The following is a 21368-nucleotide window of genomic DNA, read 5'->3' as shown; positions in this document are numbered from 1 at the left end:
ATTCCCGGTAGGTGCTGCCGGACACATCCATCATTCCATTTCATTTCAGGAGAATTTCCATACATGGCTGAGAATCTCGCCCAATTATTTCGTGAGTCGGCAGAAAAATTTAAAAATAAACCTGCTTTCTTATACAAAGACGCGCAAAAGAATTATTTGCCGATCAACTATTCGGAGTTATACGAAGCAGGTGTGAATCTTGCCGAGGCTTTGATCGAACTTGGTATTCAATCCAGAGACCATGTCGCGTTACTCGCTGATAACCGCGTAGAATGGATCATTGCAGATTACGGTATCATCATGACCGGTGCGGCCGACGTTCCAAGAGGAACAGATATCACAGACTCTGAGATCGTATATATCGTTAGTCACTCCGAGTCCGAAGTAGTATTTATAGAAAACGATAAAATGTTGGAGAAATTCAACAGGAACAAGTCTCAGCTCGGAAAAGTTAAAACCGTTATCGTAATGGATAAGGAATCCGAAGCTCCTGGCGTTCTGAAAATGTACGACCTGATCGAAAAAGGAAAAAGTCTTAGAGCTTCCGGTTCTCGTAAGGTAGAAGATAGGGTTGCCGCTATCAAACCTGAGGATCTTTTCACTTTGATCTATACTTCCGGAACAACAGGTCTTCCTAAAGGTGTTCAATTAAGACATTCTAATATGATGCACCAAGTATTGAACGTAACTCCTATGTTAAAGATCAATGCGGAAGCAAAACTACTTTCTATTCTTCCTGTATGGCACGTATTCGAAAGGGTTGTGGAATATGTTTGTATCAGCATAGGTGCCGCTACTTATTACACTAACGTTAGGGATCTTCGCCAAGACTTAGCGACCGTGAAACCTACTTTCATGGGATCCGCTCCTCGTCTTTGGGAAAATATCTATAACGGTATTTATACAAGAATTAACGATCCAAGCCAAACTCCCGCTCTTCGCCGCGGTTTATTCAAACTGGCTTATTTTTTCTCCGATAAGAAAAACGCAGCTATTCGTTTTATCACCGGCAAAGAAGTGGATTATCACGGAAGAAACCCGATCGTTTCCCTATTTTACGGGATCTTAATGTTGATCCAATTGATACTGACTGGGCCGTTCACTTTGACAGTAGCGTCTTCGATTGCCGCTTATCTGCTTGCTCCTACTGAATTTTCTTTTTTAAGCCTGCCTCTATACATTTTAGCAGGACTTGGAGTATTCTTCAATAGCGCAACTTTAGACAAGATCGTTCTTTCCAAGATCAGAACAGCTACCGGTGGAAGATTGAAAGCTTCTATCTCCGGAGGAGGAGCGCTTCCTCGTCACGTAGACGAGTTCTTCAACAATATCGGGATCAATGTATTGGAAGGTTACGGTATGACTGAAACTTCTCCTGTACTTTCCGTGAGAACTTTCCAAAAGCTGATCATCGGTTCCGTAGGTTCTATCGTTCCTAAAACACATCTTCAGATCAGAAATGATAATAACGAAGTTCTAACTGAGATCGATGCAAACGGAAAAGTGATCAAAGGTAAATTAGGCCGCAAAGGTGTTGTATTCGTAAACGGTCCTCAAGTTATGAAAGGTTACTTCAAAAACGAAGAAGCAACCTCTAAGGCTCTTGTAGACGGATGGATGAACACAGGTGATATGGGGATGATCAACTTCAAACATACCCTGACACTTACCGGAAGAGCGAAAGACACCGTGGTTCTGTTAGGCGGAGAAAACGTGGAGCCGGTTCCTATCGAGAACAAACTCCAAGAGTCCGTTTATATCAGCCAGTGTATGATCATAGGCCAAGACCAGAAAAATCTGGGAGCGATCATTATTCCTGACTTCGATAAATTACAAGAATGGGCAAAAGAGAACGGAGTGGATATTTCCAATAAAGACGCGTTAAACGAAAACGCAAAAGTAGTGGATCTATTCAGAAAAGAGATTAAAGCTCTTAACAATGCTAAGAACGGATTCAAGTCCTTCGAGCAAGTGACTCCATTCTTTATCGTTTCCAAACCTTTCGAGGTAGGGGACGAGTTAAACAATATGTTGAAGATGAAACGCCACGTAATCGCTGAAAAATACGCGGATAAGATTAAAAAAGTCTATTCAACAGATAAATAATCCTTTTAAGCCGGGTTTTACGCCCTCAAAAAGGAAAGAAGAAGCCTCGGTATTAATACCGGGGCTTTTTTTTACCCTGGGGAGAATATTGCAAGTCGCCGATATTTATACTATATGGCGAAAACGACTCTCTCCAAACCTAGTATTTTCGAACCCTATGGTCATTCGGACCTATATGCTTTGGATAATCTTTACTTTTCCACGTTAAGAGAAAGAGAAGTCTGGGACTTTTCCAGAGTAAGAGAATTTTCCGCCTTAAATTTAGGATTTATATTCGCGAGAGCAGAACTCACATGGAAGAAGTTCCAATCAGAACTGGAAATTAAAAATTTAAACCCAAGTTTTAAAAAAGGGATCTGCTTAAGTGCAGGCTGGGAAGAAGCTCCCGGACTTAAAATTGATTCTTTCTTACCTAAGGTGCTCGGCACGGAAGAAGTTTTTCAATATTCCAGATTGGAAGATGTTTCGGAAGAGATCCCTTTTAGGGAATTTTTCTCCTCGGAAGGATTCGCTTTTAAAGGAATATGGAAAGAAAAAAATTATCTGATCTTATTTTCAAACATTGATCCGGAAGATAGAAACCTTCCTTCGATAATCAAAAAGATCTCTCATTTCCATTCTGAGAAAAAGTCGGAAGGGAATTTTTTTCTAAGAACTGAAAAACAGTCTTATTTGAATTTTCTAAAACCGAAAGAATCTTTGGGTCCTTTATTCCTGCAGGAAAAGAAGATAGACCAGGACGAATTCTTGTTTTTAAGTTTGGAATATTCGGATAGTATTAAGTAGATCTGGTATTTAGAGCGATGTTGGAATTCCTACATCGGGTTTAAAATTAGATCTAAGTCTTGTTGGAATTCCTACATATACTTTCGGAATAAAATCCCAGCTGTGTAGGAACTCCAACAGGCGATTCCAATTTCTTACTCCAAGTGTTTGCTGAATAAGAAAGCCTCGATCGCTTCGTAATCCTCATTTTCGGAAAGTTCTAAGATCTTTTTCAAAAGAAAGTTCGCTTGTTTCAAACTGACTGATCCTAAAATTTTACGGATCGGTCCTACGAACGGAATGGAAATAGAAAGTTCTCTGAATCCTATCCCCAAGAGTAGGATCGTAAAATTCGTATCGGAAGCAAGTTCGCCGCAGATACTTAATGGCCTTTCGTATTTCCAAGCCGTTTCTACTATTTGGACCAAAGCTCTTAAAAAAGAGATATGGAATGGATTGTATAAGGAGGAAACATTCACATTATTCCGATCCACTGCCATTAGATATTGTAATAGATCATTTGTTCCTACTGAGAAAAAATCCACTTCTCTTGCGAGAACATCCATAGAGGATACAGCGGAAGGAGTTTCTACCATCACTCCTAGTTTGATCTTTTTATTGAACTTTTCCTTTTGGGCAGTAAGTTCTCTTTTACATTCTTCTAATATTACTTTCGTTTTTTTGATCTCTCCTAGGTTTGTAACCATCGGGAGTAGAATGCTTAAATTTCCGTAGGCGGAAGCTCTCAGGATTGCGATCAATTGTTCCTTGAACCATTCCGGGTTCTGGAGGCTGTATCTAATTCCTCGATTTCCTAAGAATGGATTCTCCTCAAATTCTCCGGTGGAAAATTTATCGGCACCTATATCAAAGGTGCGTATATATACAGGATTCGGATCCATTCCTTCAGCGATCCTTTTATAGGCTAAAAATTGTTCTTCTCCGGAAACGTTTTTGTCCTGGTATTTTAAGAATAATGACTCAGATCTAAAAAGACCGACTCCGTCCACATCCGCTTTTTTAGCAAGATCGCAGTCAGTATCGGATTCCAAATTACATTTTAACCTGATCTTAACTCCGTCTTTTGTGACTGCCTTCTTGGGTTTTATTACCTTGGTCTCAAAACTTAATGGAGAAGAAGCACCGTAATATTTCACTTCTTCTATCGTCGGGTTCCTTACGATCTGGCCTGTGTCCGCATCCAAGAAAACATATTCAAAATCGTTAATATTTCTATAAAATTCTTTTAGACCTACTATAGTGGGGATCCCATAATTCCTGGCAAGGATTGCCATATGGCCCGTTTTTCCCCCCAGGTCTGTTGCGATCCCTCGAATTCTACTCTTGTCCATGAGTATCATCTGAGAAGGAGTCAATTGCCTTGCGACTAGGATCACGTCCTCGGATTGATCCGCTAAAAAGGAGACTTCTTCCTTTTTATCCAATAGGTTTTCTAGGATACGATTGGAGATGTCTTGGAAATGGTCCGATCTTTCTCGGAAGAATGGATTGTCCATACGAGTGAACTTGTCAGTGAGTTCATTGATCGTGTTCTGGACGGCTAAAAATGCGTTTTCGTTATATTCTTTGATCCGATTCCTGAATGAATCTTGCAGTCCTGGGTCTTCTGTGATTGTGACCTGGGTCTCTAAAATTTCTTTTAGCTCTCTGTCTTGTTCTCTTGTTTTGAGACTGGAGATGATCGATTTTAATTCTATTTTGGAAGACTCGAGAGCATTGACTAGTTTTTTAAGCTCTTCCGATTTTTGGCTTTCGTGGATATAAGCGCCGTGAGCGAGATGCCTTCTTTTTGTCCCGACTTTTACGCAACGACCGTAAAATCTGCCGGGAAAAGCGACTATCCCCATATATGTACTTCTTTTCCCGCCGCCATTCATAGAATGAATATCCGCTGGTAGAAATACAGTAGTTTAGTGAATCGACAAGTCTTTTATAAACTCTGGGACTCCCGCCCCAGTCGAGGCGGGAAAATCGAACAAATTAGACCATCGCCGCTTTTCTGTTGAAAAGTGGGATACGACGGCTTTTGTATTTGCCCAGTTCGTTTCCTGTTACGGAACTCATGACTAACTTTGCCATAGAAACATCCAGAGCATGTCCCGCCTTAGAAGCCAAATAATGTCCGATGATCGGTCTTCCCGCGATGGAAAGATCGCCCACCAGGTCCAAAATTTTATGTCGGACACATTCGTTTTCGTATCGGAGGGACTCGTTTAGGTATCCGTCCTGGGTCAGAACGATTGCATTGTCCAAGGAACCACCCATAGCAAGTCCTCTTGCTTGGAGTGCTTCTACATCTTTTAGGAATCCGAAGGTTCTGGCTGGTAAGATCTCGTTTTTGAGGATGTCGCGGTCCAGATCGATTGTGATATTCTGGCCTTTTAGGAGGGGATGAGGGAAGTCGATTGTGTAGGTCACTTTCCAGGTTTCGCTTGGAAGGATCACAAGGTATTTGTCCCCATCAACTACCCACATTGGATTTTTTACATAAATGGGTTCTATTCTTTCTTCGAATTCGGTATAACCCGTACTTTCGAATGCTTCTAGGAAAGGAAGGGAAGATCCGTCCATAATAGGAACTTCGACAGAGTCGATTTCCAAGATCATGTCCGTAATTCCTACGGAGAATACCGCCGCCATAAGGTGCTCAACGGTCTGGACTCTGTGGAGTCCGTCTCCCAGGGTGGTAGCATTACTCGTATCTACCACGTTACTTAGTTCTACAGGGATGGATGCCTTATCTTCTCCCTTTCTGTATTCAAAGACTACGCCTGTTCCCGCAGGAGCAGGGTGCCCGATCAGATTTACTTCCTTACCGGAATGTAATCCGATCCCCTTAATTCTAACTGTTTCTTTAAGAGTTTTTCTATGTTCTGTGAAATTCATCATTTCCTACCCCGGAAACTTTCGGTTCCGGAATCCATTCGCTTTGCACCGGGCTCTTTAACATTGGACGTTTGTAAAATCCAATACAAATTAACCCTTTAGGACTATATCAGCAATATCCATGCCAGGTGCAGCGCAAAAAGATGATTTTAGACGGGTAGTATAGCCCGGTACAGAGATAACTAGACATAATTTGAAAGAAATTTCTGTACTTCTGTCTCTTTTTTACAACAGTGTTGTTTTAGGGAGACAGAATCCATTTACCATGGTAACTCTTCCCCGTTTTGATGAAAGAATCTTCCGGACCTTTCCGGGCTCAGTTTTTCCACTAAATGGGCGAGTCCCTCGGCGGCTTCTCTAGGTGGAATTCCTTGTCTGCCTGTCATTTCGGTAGCTACCATTCCAGGGTGGAATATTCCTACAGAGATCTTTTTAGGTGCAAGGTCACGAGCAAGACTAACTGCACCCGCATTTAATGCTGCTTTGGACATTCTATATCCGTAATAGGCTCCGGATGTATTGTCCGCGATGGATCCCATTCTGCTAGTGATAAATATCAGTTTGGAATGAGGGCCGAGTTTCGAAAGAAGAAGACGACTGAGTCGTATAGGCCCGATTGCATTGACTAGGATCTGTGTTTCTAGTTCCGTAAAGTCCACACTTTCCAAATTATCAGGGATCAAAATACCTGCGTTATTGATGAGTATGTCCAGCTTGACTCCTGTCAAAAAGTTGGAAAGAGTTTCGAAACTCTGGCTTTGGGTCAGATCCAGACCTTCAAAAATTTTTACATTTAGCCTGCGTAGAGGTTCTGAACTTTTTCTACAAGCAGCGTAAACAGTGTACCCTTTTTCGGAATATAAATTTGCGAGCTCTAAACCGATTCCCCGATTGGCTCCTGTGATTAAAACTTGTTTCATTCGGATTAAATTTTAAAAAGAAGAAGTCTAGAAAGAAATACGGAAAGCAGGGAATCGATTGACGCCTTGGAAAATACTTTCCAAACTTTCCCGCGTATGCAATTCCAGATCTCTCATAAACCTTCCTTCTCCTTATTGAAACTTAGATTGGACCCTGGTCAATCGATTAAATCGGAAGCCGGAGCCATGGTGTACATGAGTTCCCGAATGGGCGTGGAAACCAAAATGGGAAGCGGCTTTCTTTCCGCACTTTCCAGAAAAATTTTCGGGGGAGAATCATTCTTCTTCAATACTTACACTGCTCCTGATTCAGGGGGAGAGATCGGACTCGCTCCCGATCTTCCCGGAGATATTATAGATTTGGATCTGAATGGAAAAAGTATTTTTGTACAATCAGGATCTTATCTTGCTTCTGATCCTGGCATCCAAGTAGTTTCTAAATTTGGAGGTTTTCGTACTTTTTTCGGAGGAGAGGGGCTCTTCTTGTTAGAAGTTTCAGGTACAGGAAAAGTATTCTTAAGTTCTTATGGAGCTATCGTTCCAATCCAGGTGCAGGGAAATTATACTGTGGACACAGGTCATATAGTCGCCTTCGAAAATTCTCTACAATTCAAAGTAGGAAAGGCAGGAGGAAATTGGAAATCCACTTTACTTGGCGGAGAAGGTCTGGTCGCAAACTTTTCGGGTAACGGAACTCTTTGGATACAGTCCAGAGTGCCTTCCGGTTTTATCAGCTGGCTTACCAAACTTCTTCCAGTGTAATAAATATCAGGAATCAAAATGAATATCCAAGTTTTATACAAACCATCTTATTCCGTAGCGAAGGTTAATCTAAGTTCCGGAGAATCTATCAAGGCGGAAGCGGGAGCGCTCATGAGTATGAGTTCTCATATCCAGATGCAAACAAGTAAGGCACAACAAGGAGGATTATTCAAATCCTTGAAGGCTGCTTTTTTAGGAGGAGAATCTTTCTGGATGAACACCTTCTCCGCATCACAACCAGGAGAAGTTTTACTTGCTCCCACACTTCCCGGTGATATAGAAAAATTAGAATTAAACGGAACTATCTTCATCCAATCCAGTTCCTTCTTGGCTTCAAAACCCGAGATAGATATAGATACAAAGTTCCAAGGACTGAAAGGTTTTTTCAGCGGAGAGTCCTTATTCTTCTTAAAACTTTCAGGTAATGGTCCAGTTTTGATCTCCAGTTATGGTGGGATAGAAGTCCTGGATGTAGAAGGTGAATTTATAGTAGATACGGGCCATATAGTTGCATTTGAAGAAGGCCTACAATACGAGATCACTAAGTTCGGAGGTTGGAAATCCTTCTTTTTAGGCGGAGAAGGTTTAGTCGCGAGATTCAAAGGAAGAGGAAGACTTTGGCTCCAATCCAGAAATGTGCCTACACTCGGCGCTTGGTTCAGATCCGAATTACCGCCTAGAAAGGAATAGTATATGAAATTTGAAATATTAGCAAAACCTGATTTTCCCATCTTAAAATTGAATATGAATTCCGGAGAATCCATTCGTGCTGAATCCGGGGCAATGGTTGCCATGTCCCCGCAGGTCAAAATGGAAACCAAGGCACAAGGTGGAATCTTTGCATCCGCGAAAAGAGCTTTGTTCAGCGGTGAGTCATTCTTCCAAAACACATTTACTGCAGAAGGCGGGAATGGTGAGCTATTTTTGACCTCTTCTACCCTAGGAGACCTGGAACATAGATCTCTCAAAAATGAAGAATTGATCTTAAGCAGAGGAGCCTATGTTGCAGGTGGAACAGAACTTGTAATAGACAGCAAATGGGGAGGTTTCAAAGGATTTTTTGCGGGAGAAGGTCTATTCTTCCTGAAAGTTTCCGGAACAGGGGACCTTTTCTTTTCTAGTTTTGGGGCCATTCACACAGTAGATGTGGACGGAATGTACATCGTGGACACAGGTCATATTGTAGGTTTTGAACCTAGCTTAGATTATCATATAGATAAGGTAGGAGGATTAAAATCTCTATTCTTATCAGGTGAAGGACTGGTAGCTAAGTTTTCCGGTAAAGGTAAACTGTACCTACAAACTAGAAACCAAAACTCATTTGCTTCTTGGGCAAATACCTGGAGAAGAGTGCAGCGTTCTACAAGTGGAGGGGACTAAGCCCTTCCAGGGTACCCGATCACATCCATAAAGGCGGAAACAGAGAATACCGCCTTTCCTGGTCCCGGTTCTCCATAACCCGGAGGCACTGGAAGATTATATTTTTCGAATGTAGACTTCCATACTGTGAGTAATTCGCAGAAATATTCCAGAGGAGGACCGGCCTGTGTTCCTAAAGTTGTGTAAGGTTCGGGACACCAAGCAGTGAACCTAGGCATGATCCCTTTGGACATGAAGAAGTCCAAACCTTCTCCGGTGGATTTGATCGCTTCTGCGACTGTTGCAAATCCCCAAGGTTGGGAAAGTTCTACTCCCCCTACAAAGTTCGGGATCACATAAGAAGGCCCGAAAATTTCGGCCGAATCAACGATCCTTCTGATCCAAGTATCTCTACCGATATATGCTTCTTTTCCCGGACAGATTTTTCTGAATAGTTCCGGTTCCCATACTTCGTAGTTTGGATGATAGACTTGGATCCCTGCGTCCTTGAATTTTTTGCAGTCCTCATTCTCCCAGGCTTGGGAAACGATCTTACCCATCCATCTTCCTGGGAATTTTTGCTCGATCGCTTGCGCGTATTCTAGATAAAAATCTATTTCATTTTTCTTTTTGAGAGAAGTGATTACGGAACCGCCGGTGATGGTATATACTTTTGCGATATCGTCTTCTGCATCTATCCAAGACAGAACTTCTAAAATATCTTCTATATCTTTAACACCAGTATAAGGTCTGCCTGCATTCTTCTGTTGTCTATAGTTATGATTGATATCGCAGTAGGCACATTCTTCGTCTTTACCGAAGTATTGGCAGTTACGGAATACGGTTAGATAGATGAGATACCCCCATTCAATCACGGGTGCGATCTCTCCAGGAATTTTTCCGGACTTTGTTTTGTGTCTGTACCAAGCAGGCTTAGGCGGGTATTCCAGCTTTCCTAAAAATGTTTCGTTTAAATAAAGACCGGGTCTGCCTTCGTCTTTTTCTCCGGCAGGGATACGTTTCACTTTATAAGGCGAGTCCGGATTATTACGAGTAGAAACTACAGTAGGTAATAAATTGAAATGACCACCTGTGATCTTGATCTCTTCCGGTGCCTTGGAGTCGGTGCCTTCTTTCATATCCGCAAGTGGAATATGGTCGAAGGAGAAGATGAAATAATCCTTGGTCTTATAATCTCCCTCTATCTGAAAAGATTCAGGAAGAAAATGGATCCCTTGCCTCAGAATATCCTGCTTCAGAATTGCTTCGAATGGGATCTGTTTATATTTTTTTTCCATTTCCTCCAATAAGGCAATGGAAGATTCGGGGCGAAGGGTGCTCGTGCTCATCTTAACTCCAGACTGGTTTACATGGGAGTTTTGGCATCTAGTTTTTGGCTTTTTCATCCTTGACTGAGAGATTTCAAACTGTATTTTTTTCTGCCAGAATGAGACGATTTTGCAATAAGATCTTAGTATTCTCGCTATTCCTGGGACTCTTACTTTTTACAAGAGATAACCTTCTACTTGCCAAAACCAAAAAACAAAAACCTAAAAAAGAGATCGGCTCCGAATACGTATTTGGCTGGACCCAAGTCGCTTCCGGATTCAAAGAAATCACAGATATACAATTTCATCCCAGTTTACCGGATGAAATGGTCGTACTAGAGAAGAAGGGAAAAATCCTTCTCTGGAATTTTACAAAGAAAGAATCCAAACTTATCGCTGATTTTACCGGGAGTGTAGAGACCAGATCGGAAGAAGGTTTACTGGGCCTGGCATTTCACCCTAAGTTTTCCGAAAATAAACTCTTTTATATCAATGCAGTTTCTAAAGAAGCAGGCAAAGACCAAACATTCATTTTAGAATTTAGATGGGATGATTCTAAGGTGGTCCGCTGGCAGGATCGTAAAAGGATCTTACTCAGAGTGGATCAACCTTATTCCAATCATAATGCGGGTCAGTTAAGTTTTGGCCCTGATGGAAAATTATATATCGGTTTCGGAGATGGGGGCGCGGGAGGAGATCCATACAAACATGGACAAAATACTTCTACGTATCTAGGGACTCTCATTCGTATAACGCCTAACCTGGATTCCAATGCTCCTCCTTATAAGATCCCGGAGGATAATCCTTTTAAAAATACTCCTGGGTTTTTGCCTGAGATCTGGGCCTATGGGCTTAGAAATCCCTGGAAGTTTTCCTTCGATACCAAAACGGGAGATCTCTATCTGGCAGATGTAGGACAGGACGATTGGGAAGAAGTAGATCTGGTTCTAAAAGGCAAAAACTACGGCTGGAATATCAAAGAAGGGTTTCACTGCTTTTTACCCAAGACAGACTGCGAAAAACCCGGGTTAACCGATCCAATCCTGGAATATGATCATGATTTGGGCCGTTCTATTACAGGCGGGTACGTATACAGAGGGAAAAATCTTTCCAAATACTATGGATGGTACATTTTTGCTGACTTTGTTTCCGGAAAGATCCTGGGCTTCTCCACCGAAACTCAGGGTAAAAGGAAACTAACTGTATTAGGGGATACTCACTTCCTAATCAGCACATTTGGCCAAGATTCCACAGGTGAGCTGTATTTTGGCGATTTTAGTTCAGGAAATATCTTCCAAATTGGAAAAAAAAATTGAAATAAATTGAAAATCCCAAATCCATAGGTGTTAACCCAATATAGATCGGACTGCCTCCACCGCGGTTTCTGATTAATCTCGATCAAAGAAGGATAGGGGTATGAATAAGATCATTTCCGTTGCATCAGCCGTCCTAATGGTCGGTCTGTTGACATCCGGAGCTTGTAAAAAGCCTGCGGAGAACGCGGATTCCGCGAACGCAAAACAGAGCCAACCATCGGCAATCGTAGTATTTAGCGTAGGAGAAGCAAAAATCCAACACGCTGATTTAACTGAAGACAAAGCTAGTCTTGGAACTGTCCTGAAAGAAGGGGACAAGATCGAAACCAAGGCGAAAGCGAAAGTCGATATCCAATTCTCAGACGGATCAGCTGTTCGTTTAGCTGAAAAGTCCAGCTTGGAATTCTCCGCTCTCGCTTTGAATACCCAAGGAAATACTGACACTAGATTGTCCTTAGTTTCCGGAAAAGTTTTCGCTAAAGTAAATAAAGCAAGCAAAGACGACCAGTTCTCTGTAGTAACTCCGACCGCAATCGCGGGAGTTAGAGGAACTTCTTTCGTTGTAGATCGTACTAAAAACGACAGATCCGTCGTAAAAGTATTAGAAGGATCCGTTGCAGTATCTCCAAGAGTTCGCGCTCTGGAAGGTGCAACTGCTGAAGAGATCTCCGCTAACGCAGAACTTCAAAAGATCAAAGAATCTTTGGATAAATCTGAAGTTATCTTAGAAAAAGACGAGTCTTCCATAGTAAAAGCTCCTGATAAAAAATTCGGTGAGAAAGAACTTACTAAGTTAGACGCTAGTTTGGAGAAAGACATTCCTAAAGCGGTTACTAAACTAAGTGGCGCTGGAGTTTCCAAAACCGAAGAAGAAGAGATCAGAACTATCGTTACTCTGGACAAAGACACTGCAGATAAGTTAGTAAAACTGAATGTAGATCCTAAATCCGGCAAAGTAGACGAAGCTACAAACGCTGCTAATGAAGCTGAGAGAAAGAAAATCGAAGAAGAATTAGCTAAGCGTCAGGCGGACGAGCTGAAAAGATTCAAGAACGTTCTTGTTTCCGCTCCTAAAAACCTGAAAACCAATAAGGATCTTGTAAACTACTACGAAAAACTGGAAAAAATCGTATTGGCTGACGGTAAAACTACCATCATCGGAGCAATCGTAGACCAGCAAGGTAGCACAATGATCGTCCATACCGAAGACGGTATTAAGAAGATCAACCAGGATGATGTAAAAGAAGTTATCTACGACTTCCAAACTAAATCCGAAAACTAATCCACAGGCCACAAGCTTAAAGGTGGAAAAATCCCGGGCCAGCCGAAAGGCGGCTCGGGTTTTTCTATTTAGAGGCACAGAGTTTGAAGAGAGACACGGAGTTTTTTCACACAGAGTTCACAGAGTATTTTTCTCACACAGAGGCACGGAGAGTTTTCGCACGCAGAGACGCGGAGCCGCAGAGAAATATTTTGAATTAATGGTTCTAAAAAACCTCTGCGTCTTGGCGTCTCTGCGTGCCAATAAATCACTGCGCCTCGGGCAACTCCGCGTCCCCTTACCTAGGTTTATGATGCGGATGGGTATCTATGTAGCGATCCCAAAGTTTTAGGATCATGTTCGAAATTTCTTCTAGATCTAAAACGAGAACCTTATCTTTATAATTCACTAATAGTTTAGTTCTGCCGAATTTTTGGATCTCTCCCCATTCTACTCTGAAACCGGGAATTAAACCGATCGCATCGAATAGAAGATCTTTGATCTCCATTTTAGAAACATGACCGTCTTGTTTGGAAAGATAAGATAGAATAGAATGAAAGATGATCTTTTTCATCTCTCCAGGATCCGGGACATCCGGAAATTTATCTTTGGCTCTTTTTAATTTTCGAACCACGGCACTTGCTCGTCCGCGTGATAAGAACTTCTGACCAAAGGTCCTGAGAATACTGTTCTGAATCCTAAGGCTTTTCCGAATTCTTTCAGGTCCTTAAATACTTCCGGACGAATGTACTCGCTCACGGGAAGATGTGTTGGAGTAGGTTGTAGATATTGTCCTAAAGTTATCATCTGCACTCCAACGGATCTGAGATCCTTTAGAGTTTGGTGGACTTCTTCTAATGTTTCACCTAGGCCGAGTATCAATCCACTTTTGGTTAAAAGTCCTCTCTTAGATGCATGTTCTAGAACGTCCAAAGATCTTTCGTATTTTTTGGCGGGAGCTACTGTAGGAAATAATCTTTCCACGGTTTCTAGGTTATGATTGAAAATGTCCGGTTTGGAAGAATATACGATCTCTAAGTTTTCTTCCTTCATTTTGAAATCCGGAACTAGGATCTCAATTTTGCATTCAGGTAATCTTTCTCGGATCAGCTCTACCGTTTTTTTATAATGAGCCGCTCCTCCATCGGATAGATCGTCTCTATTGACTGATGTGATCACTACATGATTGAGTCCGAGTGCCTTTGCGGATTCTGCCACTCTTAAAGGTTCTTCCGGGTTTAGGGCCAATGGTTTTCCAAAGGCGACATCACAATAAGAACAACGTCTTGTACAAATATCACCTGCAAGCATATAAGTTGCGGTTTTTCTGGACCAACAATGGTTCAGGTTGGGGCAAGAAGCGCTTTCGCAGACTGTATTTAGTTTTCCTCCCTCTACTGAACTTCGGACGAAATCGACGGGATTTTTCTTTTCGCGAAATGGAAGCCTCACCTTTAACCAATCCGGTTTTTCGGGAGCGGGTTGGTAAGCATTGGATCTGGGCTTCTTTTTGAGAGGATTCACCTTTAAAGCCTCCGTCCGAGTCCTAAAAGAGTCAAGTGTTTTGGGTAGCCGGAAATAGGTGGGTGTCCGAATCTGGAGGGATCGGCTTAGGCCGGGGGCAAGTTTGGGCGAAAAAATCGCGAAAGAAAAATCGGGGGAAGATTCCTCCAAAGAGATCCGGATCAACCGATTCCTGGCAGACTGCGGCCTAGGTTCTCGCAGGAAGGTGGAAGAATTGATCCTTTCCGGCAAAGTGAAAGTTAACGGTGTCGTCGAAAAGAATTTAAGCACCAAGATCCGGGTCGGTTCCGATATAGTTCAGGTCGGAAATAAAAAATTAGTTCCTCCTACAGAGTCTGTATTTCTCGCATTAAACAAACCTAAGGGTTTTCTTTGCTCCCATAGCGATCGTTTTCATTCCAATACGGTTTTTGAATTACTCCCTAAAAAGTACGGAAAACTTTTTATAGCAGGAAGATTGGACCTGGATTCCAGGGGACTTCTTCTTTTATCCGACCAAGGGAATTTAGTCCAAGAGATCACACATCCATCCGAAGGTTCCGAAAAAGAATACGAAGTAATCTTAGAAGAAGAATTGGATGCAAAAGAAGTGAAGGACAGATTCACTAGGGGGTTTATGGACGAGGGAGAATTTTTAAAAGCGGAGAAGGTTACATCCTTAGTAAAAGGAGAAGTGTCTTCTAAGTTTAGAGTGATCTTAAAACAAGGAAGAAAGAGACAGATCCGTAGAATGTTCTCAATACTCGGTGGAAGAGTGATCGATCTACAGAGGATACGTATCGGAAAACTTTCTTTGGAAAAATTGAAAATCGGAGAAGGTAAGTTTATCTTACTGGATCCTAAAGTTTGGAGACCATGAATTTTACCAGTTTAGAATTTTTATTTTTTTTCTGCCTAGTATTTCTGGTGTATTGGAATCTTCCTGACGCTTTAAAGAGATATTTTCTGATCTTAAGCTCTGCGTTATTTTACGCATTTTCTTCTTGGAAGTTCCTATTCCACCTCATTCTTGTGGTGGCAGTCAACTGGGCATTCATTCGGTTTTTCCTGACGCGAAATTGGTTCTTACCGGTTTCGATCGGATTCAATGTTCTTAATTTAGCTTTTTTTAAATATTTCTATTTTTTCGCGGATCTGTTCGGAATATTTTTAGGAATTCCTGATTTTCAAAATAAGGTCAGCTTGGACGGAATACTTTCCAAGTCTTTGGACTGGGCCGGGTTCGAAGTGGTTCTTCCTTTGACCATCAGCTATTATACATTCCAATTCATTTCTCTTTTGGTGGATAAGAAAAAAGGGACGATCACTGAAGAGATCGGATTTCTTAAACTTGCGTCTTATATTTTTCTTTTTCCTGTGATGATTGCAGGACCTATTTTAAGATTTAACGATGTAGCGGCTCAATTCGATTCGCCTAAAATGGAAAAAGAAGATATGGTGGACGGGTTATGGCTCGTTGTCATAGGCCTTTTTAAAAAATCAGTAGTTTCCGTTTTAATGTCCGGCTCTATATTCCAGGTGTTTGCGGAGACGTCCGCTTTTTCCGGAGCGGCACTTTTAAGTACGGTATATTTCTTTGCGATCTATCTATATTTAGACTTTTCAGGACTAACGGATATCGCAAGAGGAATGGGAAAACTTTTAGGATTTACTCTTCCTCAAAACTTCAGGGCGCCGTTCTTCTTTACCGGGTTTGGTGATTTTTGGAGAAGATGGCATTTGACCTTCTCTTTTTGGATCCGCGATTATTTATACATCCCGCTTGGCGGTTCTAGAAGTGGAACGATACGCACTTGTTTTAATTATCTAGTGGCATTCGGTTTGGGCGGACTTTGGCATGGAGCTAATTTGAATTATCTTCTTTGGGGAGTCCTCACAGGATTATATCTTTCTATAGAAAGAGTATTAACCGATTGGAAGGTTACGATCCTGCCTGAGATACCTTACGTAAAAAGAACCGTTATGTATTTATTTGTTCTGAATATTTACAGTATCTCCTGGATATTATTCTTCACTCCTGACTTCGGTTCTGCTCTGGCAGCGGTACAAAGAATATTTGTTTGGTCGAATGGAGTTGCCTTTCCGAATATGGAACCTTGCATTTTCGCATTTTTAGTCGCGGTCTTATTCCATTCCGCGGAAGAATGGCCTGATAAATTTAAGGTCAGATTCCAATGGAAAGCCGCACTTCTTCCTATCGTATGGATCTTGGTCTTACTCGCTCTACCTAGCGGAAACGCCGATTTCTTTTACGGACAATTCTGAGGAATATAATGAAAAAGAAATATATCTATCTTCCTTTACTCTTTCTGATCTTTTTGTTCATCGCGGATAAAATTTTCCTTTTGGACTTCTTCCAAACTTCTTTTTACCAAGAAGGAAATCCAGTCTATTACACCCATAGAAAACATCTATTCGAGAAACTCAAAAAAGACGATTCCCTCAAAAACAAAAATTTACTTTTGGCATTCGGGGACTCTAGAGCTTATCCATATTCTATAAAAACACTTCCACAATCCGCTGCGAATGATTGGACTGTGTATAATTTTTCCGGCCCTCAAGCGGTCCCTGCTTACGGTTTTTACTGGTTCCGAAAAATTATAGAAGCAGGCATTAAGCCCAAGGCGGTCTTTTATGTGATCAGTCCGGAAGGTTTTGATGATTCAAAGGGTTTATTCTATGAACCTTTTTTAAGATTAGGCGCCGACGAAGAATTTAAGAATACTTATTGGGAAAACTTTTCCTTCTCCGATAAATTGGAGATCTGGAAAGAAAAGTTTTTCAGTATCCGAAAGATCAAACCGGGTTTTAAACTTTTATGGTCCAGACTGACCGGCGGAAAGCTAAAACAGTATAGAGCGGATCAAAACCATGAAAATCTGATCTTGGAACTAGGAAATGGGGAACAGCTCGCATACGCAAGTGTAAGTAATAATCCTAAAAAATTAGAAAAGGATGCGCTTCGGCTCAAAAGTATTTATCTTTCCGGATTCACTTTGGGTGAGACTGAGTTTTTTATCGTGGAAGAATTCTTAAAACTCGCGGAGAAGGAAGGGATCAAAACCTATTTGATCTGGCCTAAAGTATATCCGGGTTATAGAGAAGGTTATTACGAACTAGGACTCGAAAAATCCTGGTGGCCTCGTATCAGAGAACTTGCTTTCAAATATGGGGCTTCTGCCGCGGATATGAACACTCTAAGTTCTTGTGATCTGTATTACGACGGTTCTCACCAGAGCGTATTTTGTATTTCAGAACAATCTGAAATTCTAATGAATGATTTTACAGGGAAGAAGAAACTTCCTTAGGGATTTCCACGCAGAGACGCGAAGTAGAAAAGAGGCGCAGAGTTTATTCTCACGCAGAGTCACAGAGCCGCAAAGGATTAAATTAAATGAAGCGGATGTAGGAATTCCAACATCGCAAAACTTATGAAAGCTCTCCGCGCCTTGGCGTCTCTGCGTGAGAAAATGAGCTAAATAATTACCATTTAAGCTTCTTAGCGTCTTCTAAGAATTTTTCCAACCCGATATCGGTGAGTGGGTGTTTGAATAACTGCTGGTAAGCAGAGATCGGCATAGTAGCACAATCGGCTCCTCTAAGAGCGGACTCTTTCAAGTGGATCGGTCCTCTGATAGAAGCGGCTAAGATCTTAGTTTCGTAACCGTAATTATCATAGATCTCTCTGATCTCGGAGATCAATTCCATTCCGTCCCAAGAAGTATCATCTACACGACCGATAAATGGAGAAATATAAGTAGCTCCCGCTTTTGCTGCAAGAAGCGCCTGAGGTGCGGAAAAACAAAGAGTTACGTTTGTAGGAATTCCTTTCTCAGTCAATTTTACTACGGTTTTTAATCCTTCCGGAATTAAAGGAACCTTGATGACTACGTTCGGAGCGATCTTTACTAGTTCGTCGGCTTCCTTTAGCATGTCCTCGTGTTTGGTTGCGAGCACTTCTGCGCTTACTGGACCGGGTACGATCGCACAGATCTCTTTGATCACTTCTTTAAAGCTGCGACCCGACTTTGCGATGAGAGACGGGTTTGTAGTAACTCCGTCCAAAAGACCGTAGGACGCGATCTCTTTGATCTCGTCCACATTGGCTGTATCTAAATATAATTCCACGTAATGCTCCGAAAGATTTTGAATCTCTCTGGATAGTGGCGGCCTTAGGGGCCCTCGGTCAAGGATTTCTTACGGGATCAGATCTCTTAAAGTTTTGATTTCTTCCGCAGAGAAGAACTCTTTGTATTCTTTTTCGATCTGGGCCTTTACCTTGGAGCTGAAATAATCCACTCTTCTGGTAAAAGGTTGTTTTTTATAAGCTTCCTTCCATTGGACAATGAATCCACCTGCTGGAGGCGCCTGTCTTTCGTCGGTCAATTCCCAAATCACAGCCCCGCCGATCTTCTTATCATCCAGGGTCTCTTTTTTAGGTTTTCCGTATTTATTCTCGAGCTTGGACTGAACCTCTTTACCCGGAAGATAACGGAAAGAAACTCCGACAGAGAATAATTTACCCGGCTCCAGATGTTCGTCTTCCTCCGGAGAAGTTTCTTTTTCCGGGCGAGGTTGGTTCTTATCTTTAGGACGGGAATCCAGAACCAATTTAGGAGTGGAATAAAAACGGTATAGGTAGAAGATCCCATTTCTTCTTACAAGAAGGGACTTCTCCTTATCTTCATGTACTACTTCTATTTTTTCATCACTTTGAGGATTAGAAGCTAAGGATAAAAATTTGTCTCTGACTTGGGCATAAGATGCTTCCCAGGAGACTTCTGCAAATCCGTCTAAGGTAGGTTTGGATCCGTTATTTCTGGAATTATCTCCCGGAAATTGAGAAAATACGGAACTCCAAGGGAGGAGTAGGGAGAATAAGAACAGGAAGATGGATTGCCCTTTCATACTTCTTAAACTATCGGCAGAAAACCGAACAAGAATTAGGGATCTTCCCCCAAATCCTCTACATCTTCTTCCTCTCTGTCCACACGAATTCCCCCGAATCTGACTTTTCCGTTCCATCTTAAGATAAGAAGAACCATTAGGATCAGTACATTCGGCAGAACGAATAAAAAGGAAATCTCATGGTAGAGGCCGTAAACCGCCAGATTGGAGGCGATCACTGAGATAAATATCCCGGAAAGTAACGGGATCTCTTGGTTGAGTAGTCTTGCTAAAAAGGATCCGCTATTGCGGGAGATCCTGGCTGCTCTTAAAACTTCGGAAGAGATAAAAGAGTAAAATGCGAGCATAAGCACAGGCATTAAAAAGGATAGAAAGAAATAATTTCCAAAAGAATCAGTATAATGAGGAGAACCGATCAGTCCTCCGGTCAAAGTCCAGACATACGCGAAGAATGCGGAGAGTCCGAATGCGAGAAGTCCGTATTGAAGACTTCCCGCGGATTCAAAAATAGAAACGATCTTAGAAGGAATAATTCTCGCCCAATCGGTCAGTTCCTGTTTTTCGAAAGTATCTTTTCCGCTCAGGTAGATAAGTCCGAAATAATAGTCCCCTAAAGAAACAACCACTAACGTGATAACTAAATAGATCAGGTAGAGAAAGAATTCCATCTTAATGCCTAAAATGCCTCATGCCGGTGAACACCATGATCAGTCCATGCTCGTCAGCCGCCTTGATCACTTCTTCGTCCCGGATGGAACCTCCGGGTTGGATGATCGCTTTTGCTCCTACTTTTGCGATCGCATCAATCCCGTCTCTGAATGGGAAGAATGCATCACTCGCTACATAAGAACCTACAACAGAAAGTCCAACGTTTAGAGCCTTGGTCGCACCTAGTTGAACCGAATCCACTCTGGACATTTGTCCTGCACCTATCCCTAAGGTTGCGTTCTCTTCCGTATAAACGATCGCGTTTGACTTGATAAATTTAACGGTAGACCAAGCGAACATCAATCCTCTGATATCTTCCTCGGTAGGTTGTTTTTTAGAAACGATCTTCAGATCTTTTTCTGTGATGGTTGCATAGTCTCTGTCTTGCAGAAGAATTCCATGATGGATCGGTCTCAAATCCATTTCATCCAATGCTTCTTGGAAATCCGCGATCTCAATCAGACGAACATTCGGTTTTTTAGAGAAATATTCTAGAGCTGCAGGTTCGAATTTCTGGGCGATCACACCTTCCACGAAAGTTTCTCCGATTAGAACAGCGAGTTCTCCAGTGACTGTGCCCTTGATACCTATGATCCCACCGAATGCGGAAATAGGATCCGTTCTTTTTGCCAAACGGAAAGCTTCTAATGTATCATCCGCATAAGCGATCCCGCAAGGGTTCAAATGTTTGATGATACATACTGTATTATCGGGAAGAAGTGCGGAGATATGGAATGCCGCATCAAAATCCAACATATTATTAAAAGATAATTCTTTTCCTTGTAGAGGAGAGAACTCGCTCTTGGTAAACAAAGGCTCGTAGAAAGCGGCGCCCTGGTGAGGGTTTTCTCCGTATCTGAGCTTTTGTTTTTTGGTAAAGGAAAGATTTAGAATGTCCGGGAACTTCTCCCCGGCGAGCTTATTGAACCAAGAAGAGATCGCGGTATCATACATTGCAGTATGAGAGAATGCTTTTCTCATTAAAAGGAAAGAAGTGTCCGCGTCCACGGAACCATCGTTTACTTTCATGGATTCTTCTACAGTTTTATAATCGTTCGGATCAGTAACCACTACCGTATGTCTGTAGTTCTTACTAGCGGAGCGGATCATAGAAGGTCCGCCAATATCGATATTTTCGATTGCTTCGTCCAGATGAACCCCAGGTTTGGAAACAGTCTGAACGAATGGATATAAGTTCACAACAACCAGATCGATCTTTGGAATTTTTAATTCTTCCATCTTCTGTTTGTGTTCCGGTTTGGAAATCACTCCCAAAAGTCCTCCGTGGACCTTAGGGTGGAGAGTTTTTACTCTTCCGTCTAAAATTTCCGGAAACCCGGTATAATCGTCTATTGCGATCGCTTTGATTCCGTTTTCGGTAAGTGTTTTGAGGGTTCCGCCGGTGGAAATGATTTCCACTCCTTTAGATTCCAGATACTTAGCGAATCCGATAAGTCCTGTTTTGTCGCTGACTGAAATAAGGGCACGAGTGATTTTGATCATG

At 41.9% G+C, this 21368-nt stretch carries 20 protein-coding genes; 10 read left to right on the top strand and 10 right to left on the bottom strand.

The genetic code is table 11. From position 1 onward, the window contains the following. Positions 1 to 63: 63 nt before the first annotated feature. Positions 64 to 2106 (top strand): AMP-dependent synthetase/ligase, encoded by a 2043-nt coding sequence (locus EHR06_RS06070; RefSeq protein WP_135756182.1) that lies wholly within the window; start codon positions 64 to 66, stop codon positions 2104 to 2106. A gap of 114 nt (positions 2107 to 2220) precedes the next feature. Next, positions 2221 to 2892 carry an LIC11631 family protein gene (locus EHR06_RS06065; RefSeq protein WP_135756181.1) on the top strand — a complete coding sequence of 224 codons (672 nt, stop codon included), beginning with the start codon at positions 2221 to 2223 and terminating at the stop codon, positions 2890 to 2892. 134 nt (positions 2893 to 3026) lie between these two features. Here the strand turns inward: EHR06_RS06065 and ptsP are convergent, their stop codons facing one another. From ptsP to EHR06_RS06050, 3 genes are all read right to left on the bottom strand, one after another. Next, positions 3027 to 4769 carry a phosphoenolpyruvate--protein phosphotransferase gene (gene ptsP / locus EHR06_RS06060; protein ID WP_135756180.1) on the bottom strand — a complete coding sequence of 581 codons (1743 nt, stop codon included), beginning with the start codon at positions 4767 to 4769 and terminating at the stop codon, positions 3027 to 3029. Positions 4770 to 4872: 103 nt separating this feature from the next. Beyond that, positions 4873 to 5778 carry a UDP-3-O-acyl-N-acetylglucosamine deacetylase gene (lpxC, locus tag EHR06_RS06055; RefSeq protein WP_135756461.1) on the bottom strand — a complete coding sequence of 302 codons (906 nt, stop codon included), beginning with the start codon at positions 5776 to 5778 and terminating at the stop codon, positions 4873 to 4875. 260 nt (positions 5779 to 6038) lie between these two features. Continuing rightward, positions 6039 to 6704 carry an SDR family oxidoreductase gene (locus tag EHR06_RS06050; RefSeq protein WP_208757759.1) on the bottom strand — a complete coding sequence of 222 codons (666 nt, stop codon included), beginning with the start codon at positions 6702 to 6704 and terminating at the stop codon, positions 6039 to 6041. A gap of 90 nt (positions 6705 to 6794) precedes the next feature. On the opposite strand from EHR06_RS06050, the gene EHR06_RS06045 reads away from it, so the two are divergent. The 3 genes from EHR06_RS06045 to EHR06_RS06035 are packed head-to-tail and all read left to right on the top strand — an operon-like array spanning position 6795 to position 8840. After that, complete coding sequence (locus EHR06_RS06045) at positions 6795 to 7460, top strand: TIGR00266 family protein (RefSeq protein ID WP_135756460.1); 666 nt, start codon at positions 6795 to 6797, stop codon at positions 7458 to 7460. An 18-nt stretch (positions 7461 to 7478) separates the two neighbouring features. Further along, complete coding sequence (locus tag EHR06_RS06040; RefSeq protein ID WP_135756178.1) at positions 7479 to 8150, top strand: TIGR00266 family protein; 672 nt, start codon at positions 7479 to 7481, stop codon at positions 8148 to 8150. A 3-nt stretch (positions 8151 to 8153) separates the two neighbouring features. After that, positions 8154 to 8840 (top strand): TIGR00266 family protein, encoded by a 687-nt coding sequence (locus tag EHR06_RS06035; protein ID WP_135756177.1) that lies wholly within the window; start codon positions 8154 to 8156, stop codon positions 8838 to 8840. Here the strand turns inward: EHR06_RS06035 and EHR06_RS06030 are convergent. Then, complete coding sequence (locus tag EHR06_RS06030) at positions 8837 to 10168, bottom strand: radical SAM protein (RefSeq protein WP_135756176.1); 1332 nt, start codon at positions 10166 to 10168, stop codon at positions 8837 to 8839. The two genes, EHR06_RS06035 and EHR06_RS06030, sit on opposite strands and share 4 nt — an antisense overlap. Positions 10169 to 10266: 98 nt before the next feature. On the opposite strand from EHR06_RS06030, the gene EHR06_RS06025 reads away from it, so the two are divergent. Beyond that, on the top strand, positions 10267 to 11463 hold the full coding sequence (locus EHR06_RS06025; RefSeq protein WP_208757749.1) for a PQQ-dependent sugar dehydrogenase: 1197 nt from the start codon (positions 10267 to 10269) through the stop codon (positions 11461 to 11463). Between the two features lie 100 nt (positions 11464 to 11563). Then, entirely contained in the window at positions 11564 to 12745 is a 1182-nt protein-coding gene (locus EHR06_RS06020) for a lipoprotein LipL45 (protein WP_135756174.1), read from the top strand. A gap of 277 nt (positions 12746 to 13022) precedes the next feature. Here the strand turns inward: EHR06_RS06020 and EHR06_RS06015 are convergent, their stop codons facing one another. Further along, positions 13023 to 13358 carry a hypothetical protein gene (locus EHR06_RS06015; RefSeq protein WP_135756173.1) on the bottom strand — a complete coding sequence of 112 codons (336 nt, stop codon included), beginning with the start codon at positions 13356 to 13358 and terminating at the stop codon, positions 13023 to 13025. Beyond that, complete coding sequence (gene lipA, locus EHR06_RS06010; RefSeq protein ID WP_135756172.1) at positions 13343 to 14248, bottom strand: lipoyl synthase; 906 nt, start codon at positions 14246 to 14248, stop codon at positions 13343 to 13345. The genes EHR06_RS06015 and lipA overlap by 16 nt, the downstream gene beginning before the upstream one ends. A gap of 103 nt (positions 14249 to 14351) precedes the next feature. Here lipA and EHR06_RS06005 point away from each other — a divergent pair, with 103 nt between their 5' ends. From EHR06_RS06005 to EHR06_RS05995, 3 genes are read left to right on the top strand one after another with little or no spacing between them, the layout of a single operon-like run. Continuing rightward, positions 14352 to 15107 (top strand): pseudouridine synthase, encoded by a 756-nt coding sequence (locus tag EHR06_RS06005; protein ID WP_135756171.1) that lies wholly within the window; start codon positions 14352 to 14354, stop codon positions 15105 to 15107. Next, a complete protein-coding gene (locus tag EHR06_RS06000) occupies positions 15104 to 16513 on the top strand; it encodes an MBOAT family O-acyltransferase (RefSeq protein WP_135756170.1) in 1410 nt (469 codons plus the stop codon). Before EHR06_RS06005 ends, EHR06_RS06000 begins: the two co-directional genes overlap by 4 nt. 8 nt (positions 16514 to 16521) lie before the next feature. Further along, entirely contained in the window at positions 16522 to 17556 is a 1035-nt protein-coding gene (locus EHR06_RS05995) for a DUF1574 domain-containing protein (protein WP_135756169.1), read from the top strand. Between the two features lie 175 nt (positions 17557 to 17731). On the opposite strand, the gene fsa is transcribed toward EHR06_RS05995, so the two are convergent. The 4 genes from fsa to purH form a co-directional block, all read right to left on the bottom strand. Continuing rightward, positions 17732 to 18376, bottom strand: a complete 645-nt coding sequence (gene fsa / locus EHR06_RS05990; RefSeq protein WP_100707267.1) for a fructose-6-phosphate aldolase — start codon at positions 18374 to 18376, stop codon at positions 17732 to 17734. Positions 18377 to 18445: 69 nt separating this feature from the next. Then, entirely contained in the window at positions 18446 to 19156 is a 711-nt protein-coding gene (locus EHR06_RS05985) for a hypothetical protein (protein ID WP_135756168.1), read from the bottom strand. Between the two features lie 35 nt (positions 19157 to 19191). Further along, positions 19192 to 19824, bottom strand: coding sequence for a hypothetical protein (locus EHR06_RS05980; RefSeq protein WP_135756167.1), 633 nt, complete (start codon positions 19822 to 19824; stop codon positions 19192 to 19194). Position 19825: 1 nt separating this feature from the next. Beyond that, on the bottom strand, positions 19826 to 21367 hold the full coding sequence (purH, locus tag EHR06_RS05975) for a bifunctional phosphoribosylaminoimidazolecarboxamide formyltransferase/IMP cyclohydrolase (protein ID WP_135756166.1): 1542 nt from the start codon (positions 21365 to 21367) through the stop codon (positions 19826 to 19828). Position 21368: the final 1 nt, after the last annotated feature.

It is taken from the genome of Leptospira dzoumogneensis (genome assembly GCF_004770895.1).
Taxonomy (GTDB): domain Bacteria; phylum Spirochaetota; class Leptospiria; order Leptospirales; family Leptospiraceae; genus Leptospira_B; species Leptospira_B dzoumogneensis.
Note: the sequence above shows the minus strand (reverse complement) of the source record. Positions and strands in the feature narration are given on the sequence as shown.

What these genes read in the sequence shown, in the direction of transcription:
- EHR06_RS06070 (WP_135756182.1), top strand. Translation starts at nt 64, where the DNA reads ATGGCTGAGAATCTCGCCCAATTATTTCGTGAGTCGGCAGAAAAATTT.
- EHR06_RS06065 (WP_135756181.1), top strand. Translation starts at nt 2,221, where the DNA reads ATGGCGAAAACGACTCTCTCCAAACCTAGTATTTTCGAACCCTATGGT.
- ptsP (WP_135756180.1), bottom strand. Translation starts at nt 4,769, where the DNA reads ATGAATGGCGGCGGGAAAAGAAGTACATATATGGGGATAGTCGCTTTT.
- lpxC (WP_135756461.1), bottom strand. Translation starts at nt 5,778, where the DNA reads ATGAATTTCACAGAACATAGAAAAACTCTTAAAGAAACAGTTAGAATT.
- EHR06_RS06045 (WP_135756460.1), top strand. Translation starts at nt 6,795, where the DNA reads ATGCAATTCCAGATCTCTCATAAACCTTCCTTCTCCTTATTGAAACTT.
- EHR06_RS06040 (WP_135756178.1), top strand. Translation starts at nt 7,479, where the DNA reads ATGAATATCCAAGTTTTATACAAACCATCTTATTCCGTAGCGAAGGTT.
- EHR06_RS06035 (WP_135756177.1), top strand. Translation starts at nt 8,154, where the DNA reads ATGAAATTTGAAATATTAGCAAAACCTGATTTTCCCATCTTAAAATTG.
- EHR06_RS06030 (WP_135756176.1), bottom strand. Translation starts at nt 10,168, where the DNA reads ATGAGCACGAGCACCCTTCGCCCCGAATCTTCCATTGCCTTATTGGAG.
- EHR06_RS06025 (WP_208757749.1), top strand. Translation starts at nt 10,267, where the DNA reads ATGAGACGATTTTGCAATAAGATCTTAGTATTCTCGCTATTCCTGGGA.
- EHR06_RS06020 (WP_135756174.1), top strand. Translation starts at nt 11,564, where the DNA reads ATGAATAAGATCATTTCCGTTGCATCAGCCGTCCTAATGGTCGGTCTG.
- EHR06_RS06000 (WP_135756170.1), top strand. Translation starts at nt 15,104, where the DNA reads ATGAATTTTACCAGTTTAGAATTTTTATTTTTTTTCTGCCTAGTATTT.
- EHR06_RS05995 (WP_135756169.1), top strand. Translation starts at nt 16,522, where the DNA reads ATGAAAAAGAAATATATCTATCTTCCTTTACTCTTTCTGATCTTTTTG.
- EHR06_RS05985 (WP_135756168.1), bottom strand. Translation starts at nt 19,156, where the DNA reads ATGAAAGGGCAATCCATCTTCCTGTTCTTATTCTCCCTACTCCTCCCT.
- EHR06_RS05980 (WP_135756167.1), bottom strand. Translation starts at nt 19,824, where the DNA reads ATGGAATTCTTTCTCTACCTGATCTATTTAGTTATCACGTTAGTGGTT.
- purH (WP_135756166.1), bottom strand. Translation starts at nt 21,367, where the DNA reads ATGATCAAAATCACTCGTGCCCTTATTTCAGTCAGCGACAAAACAGGA.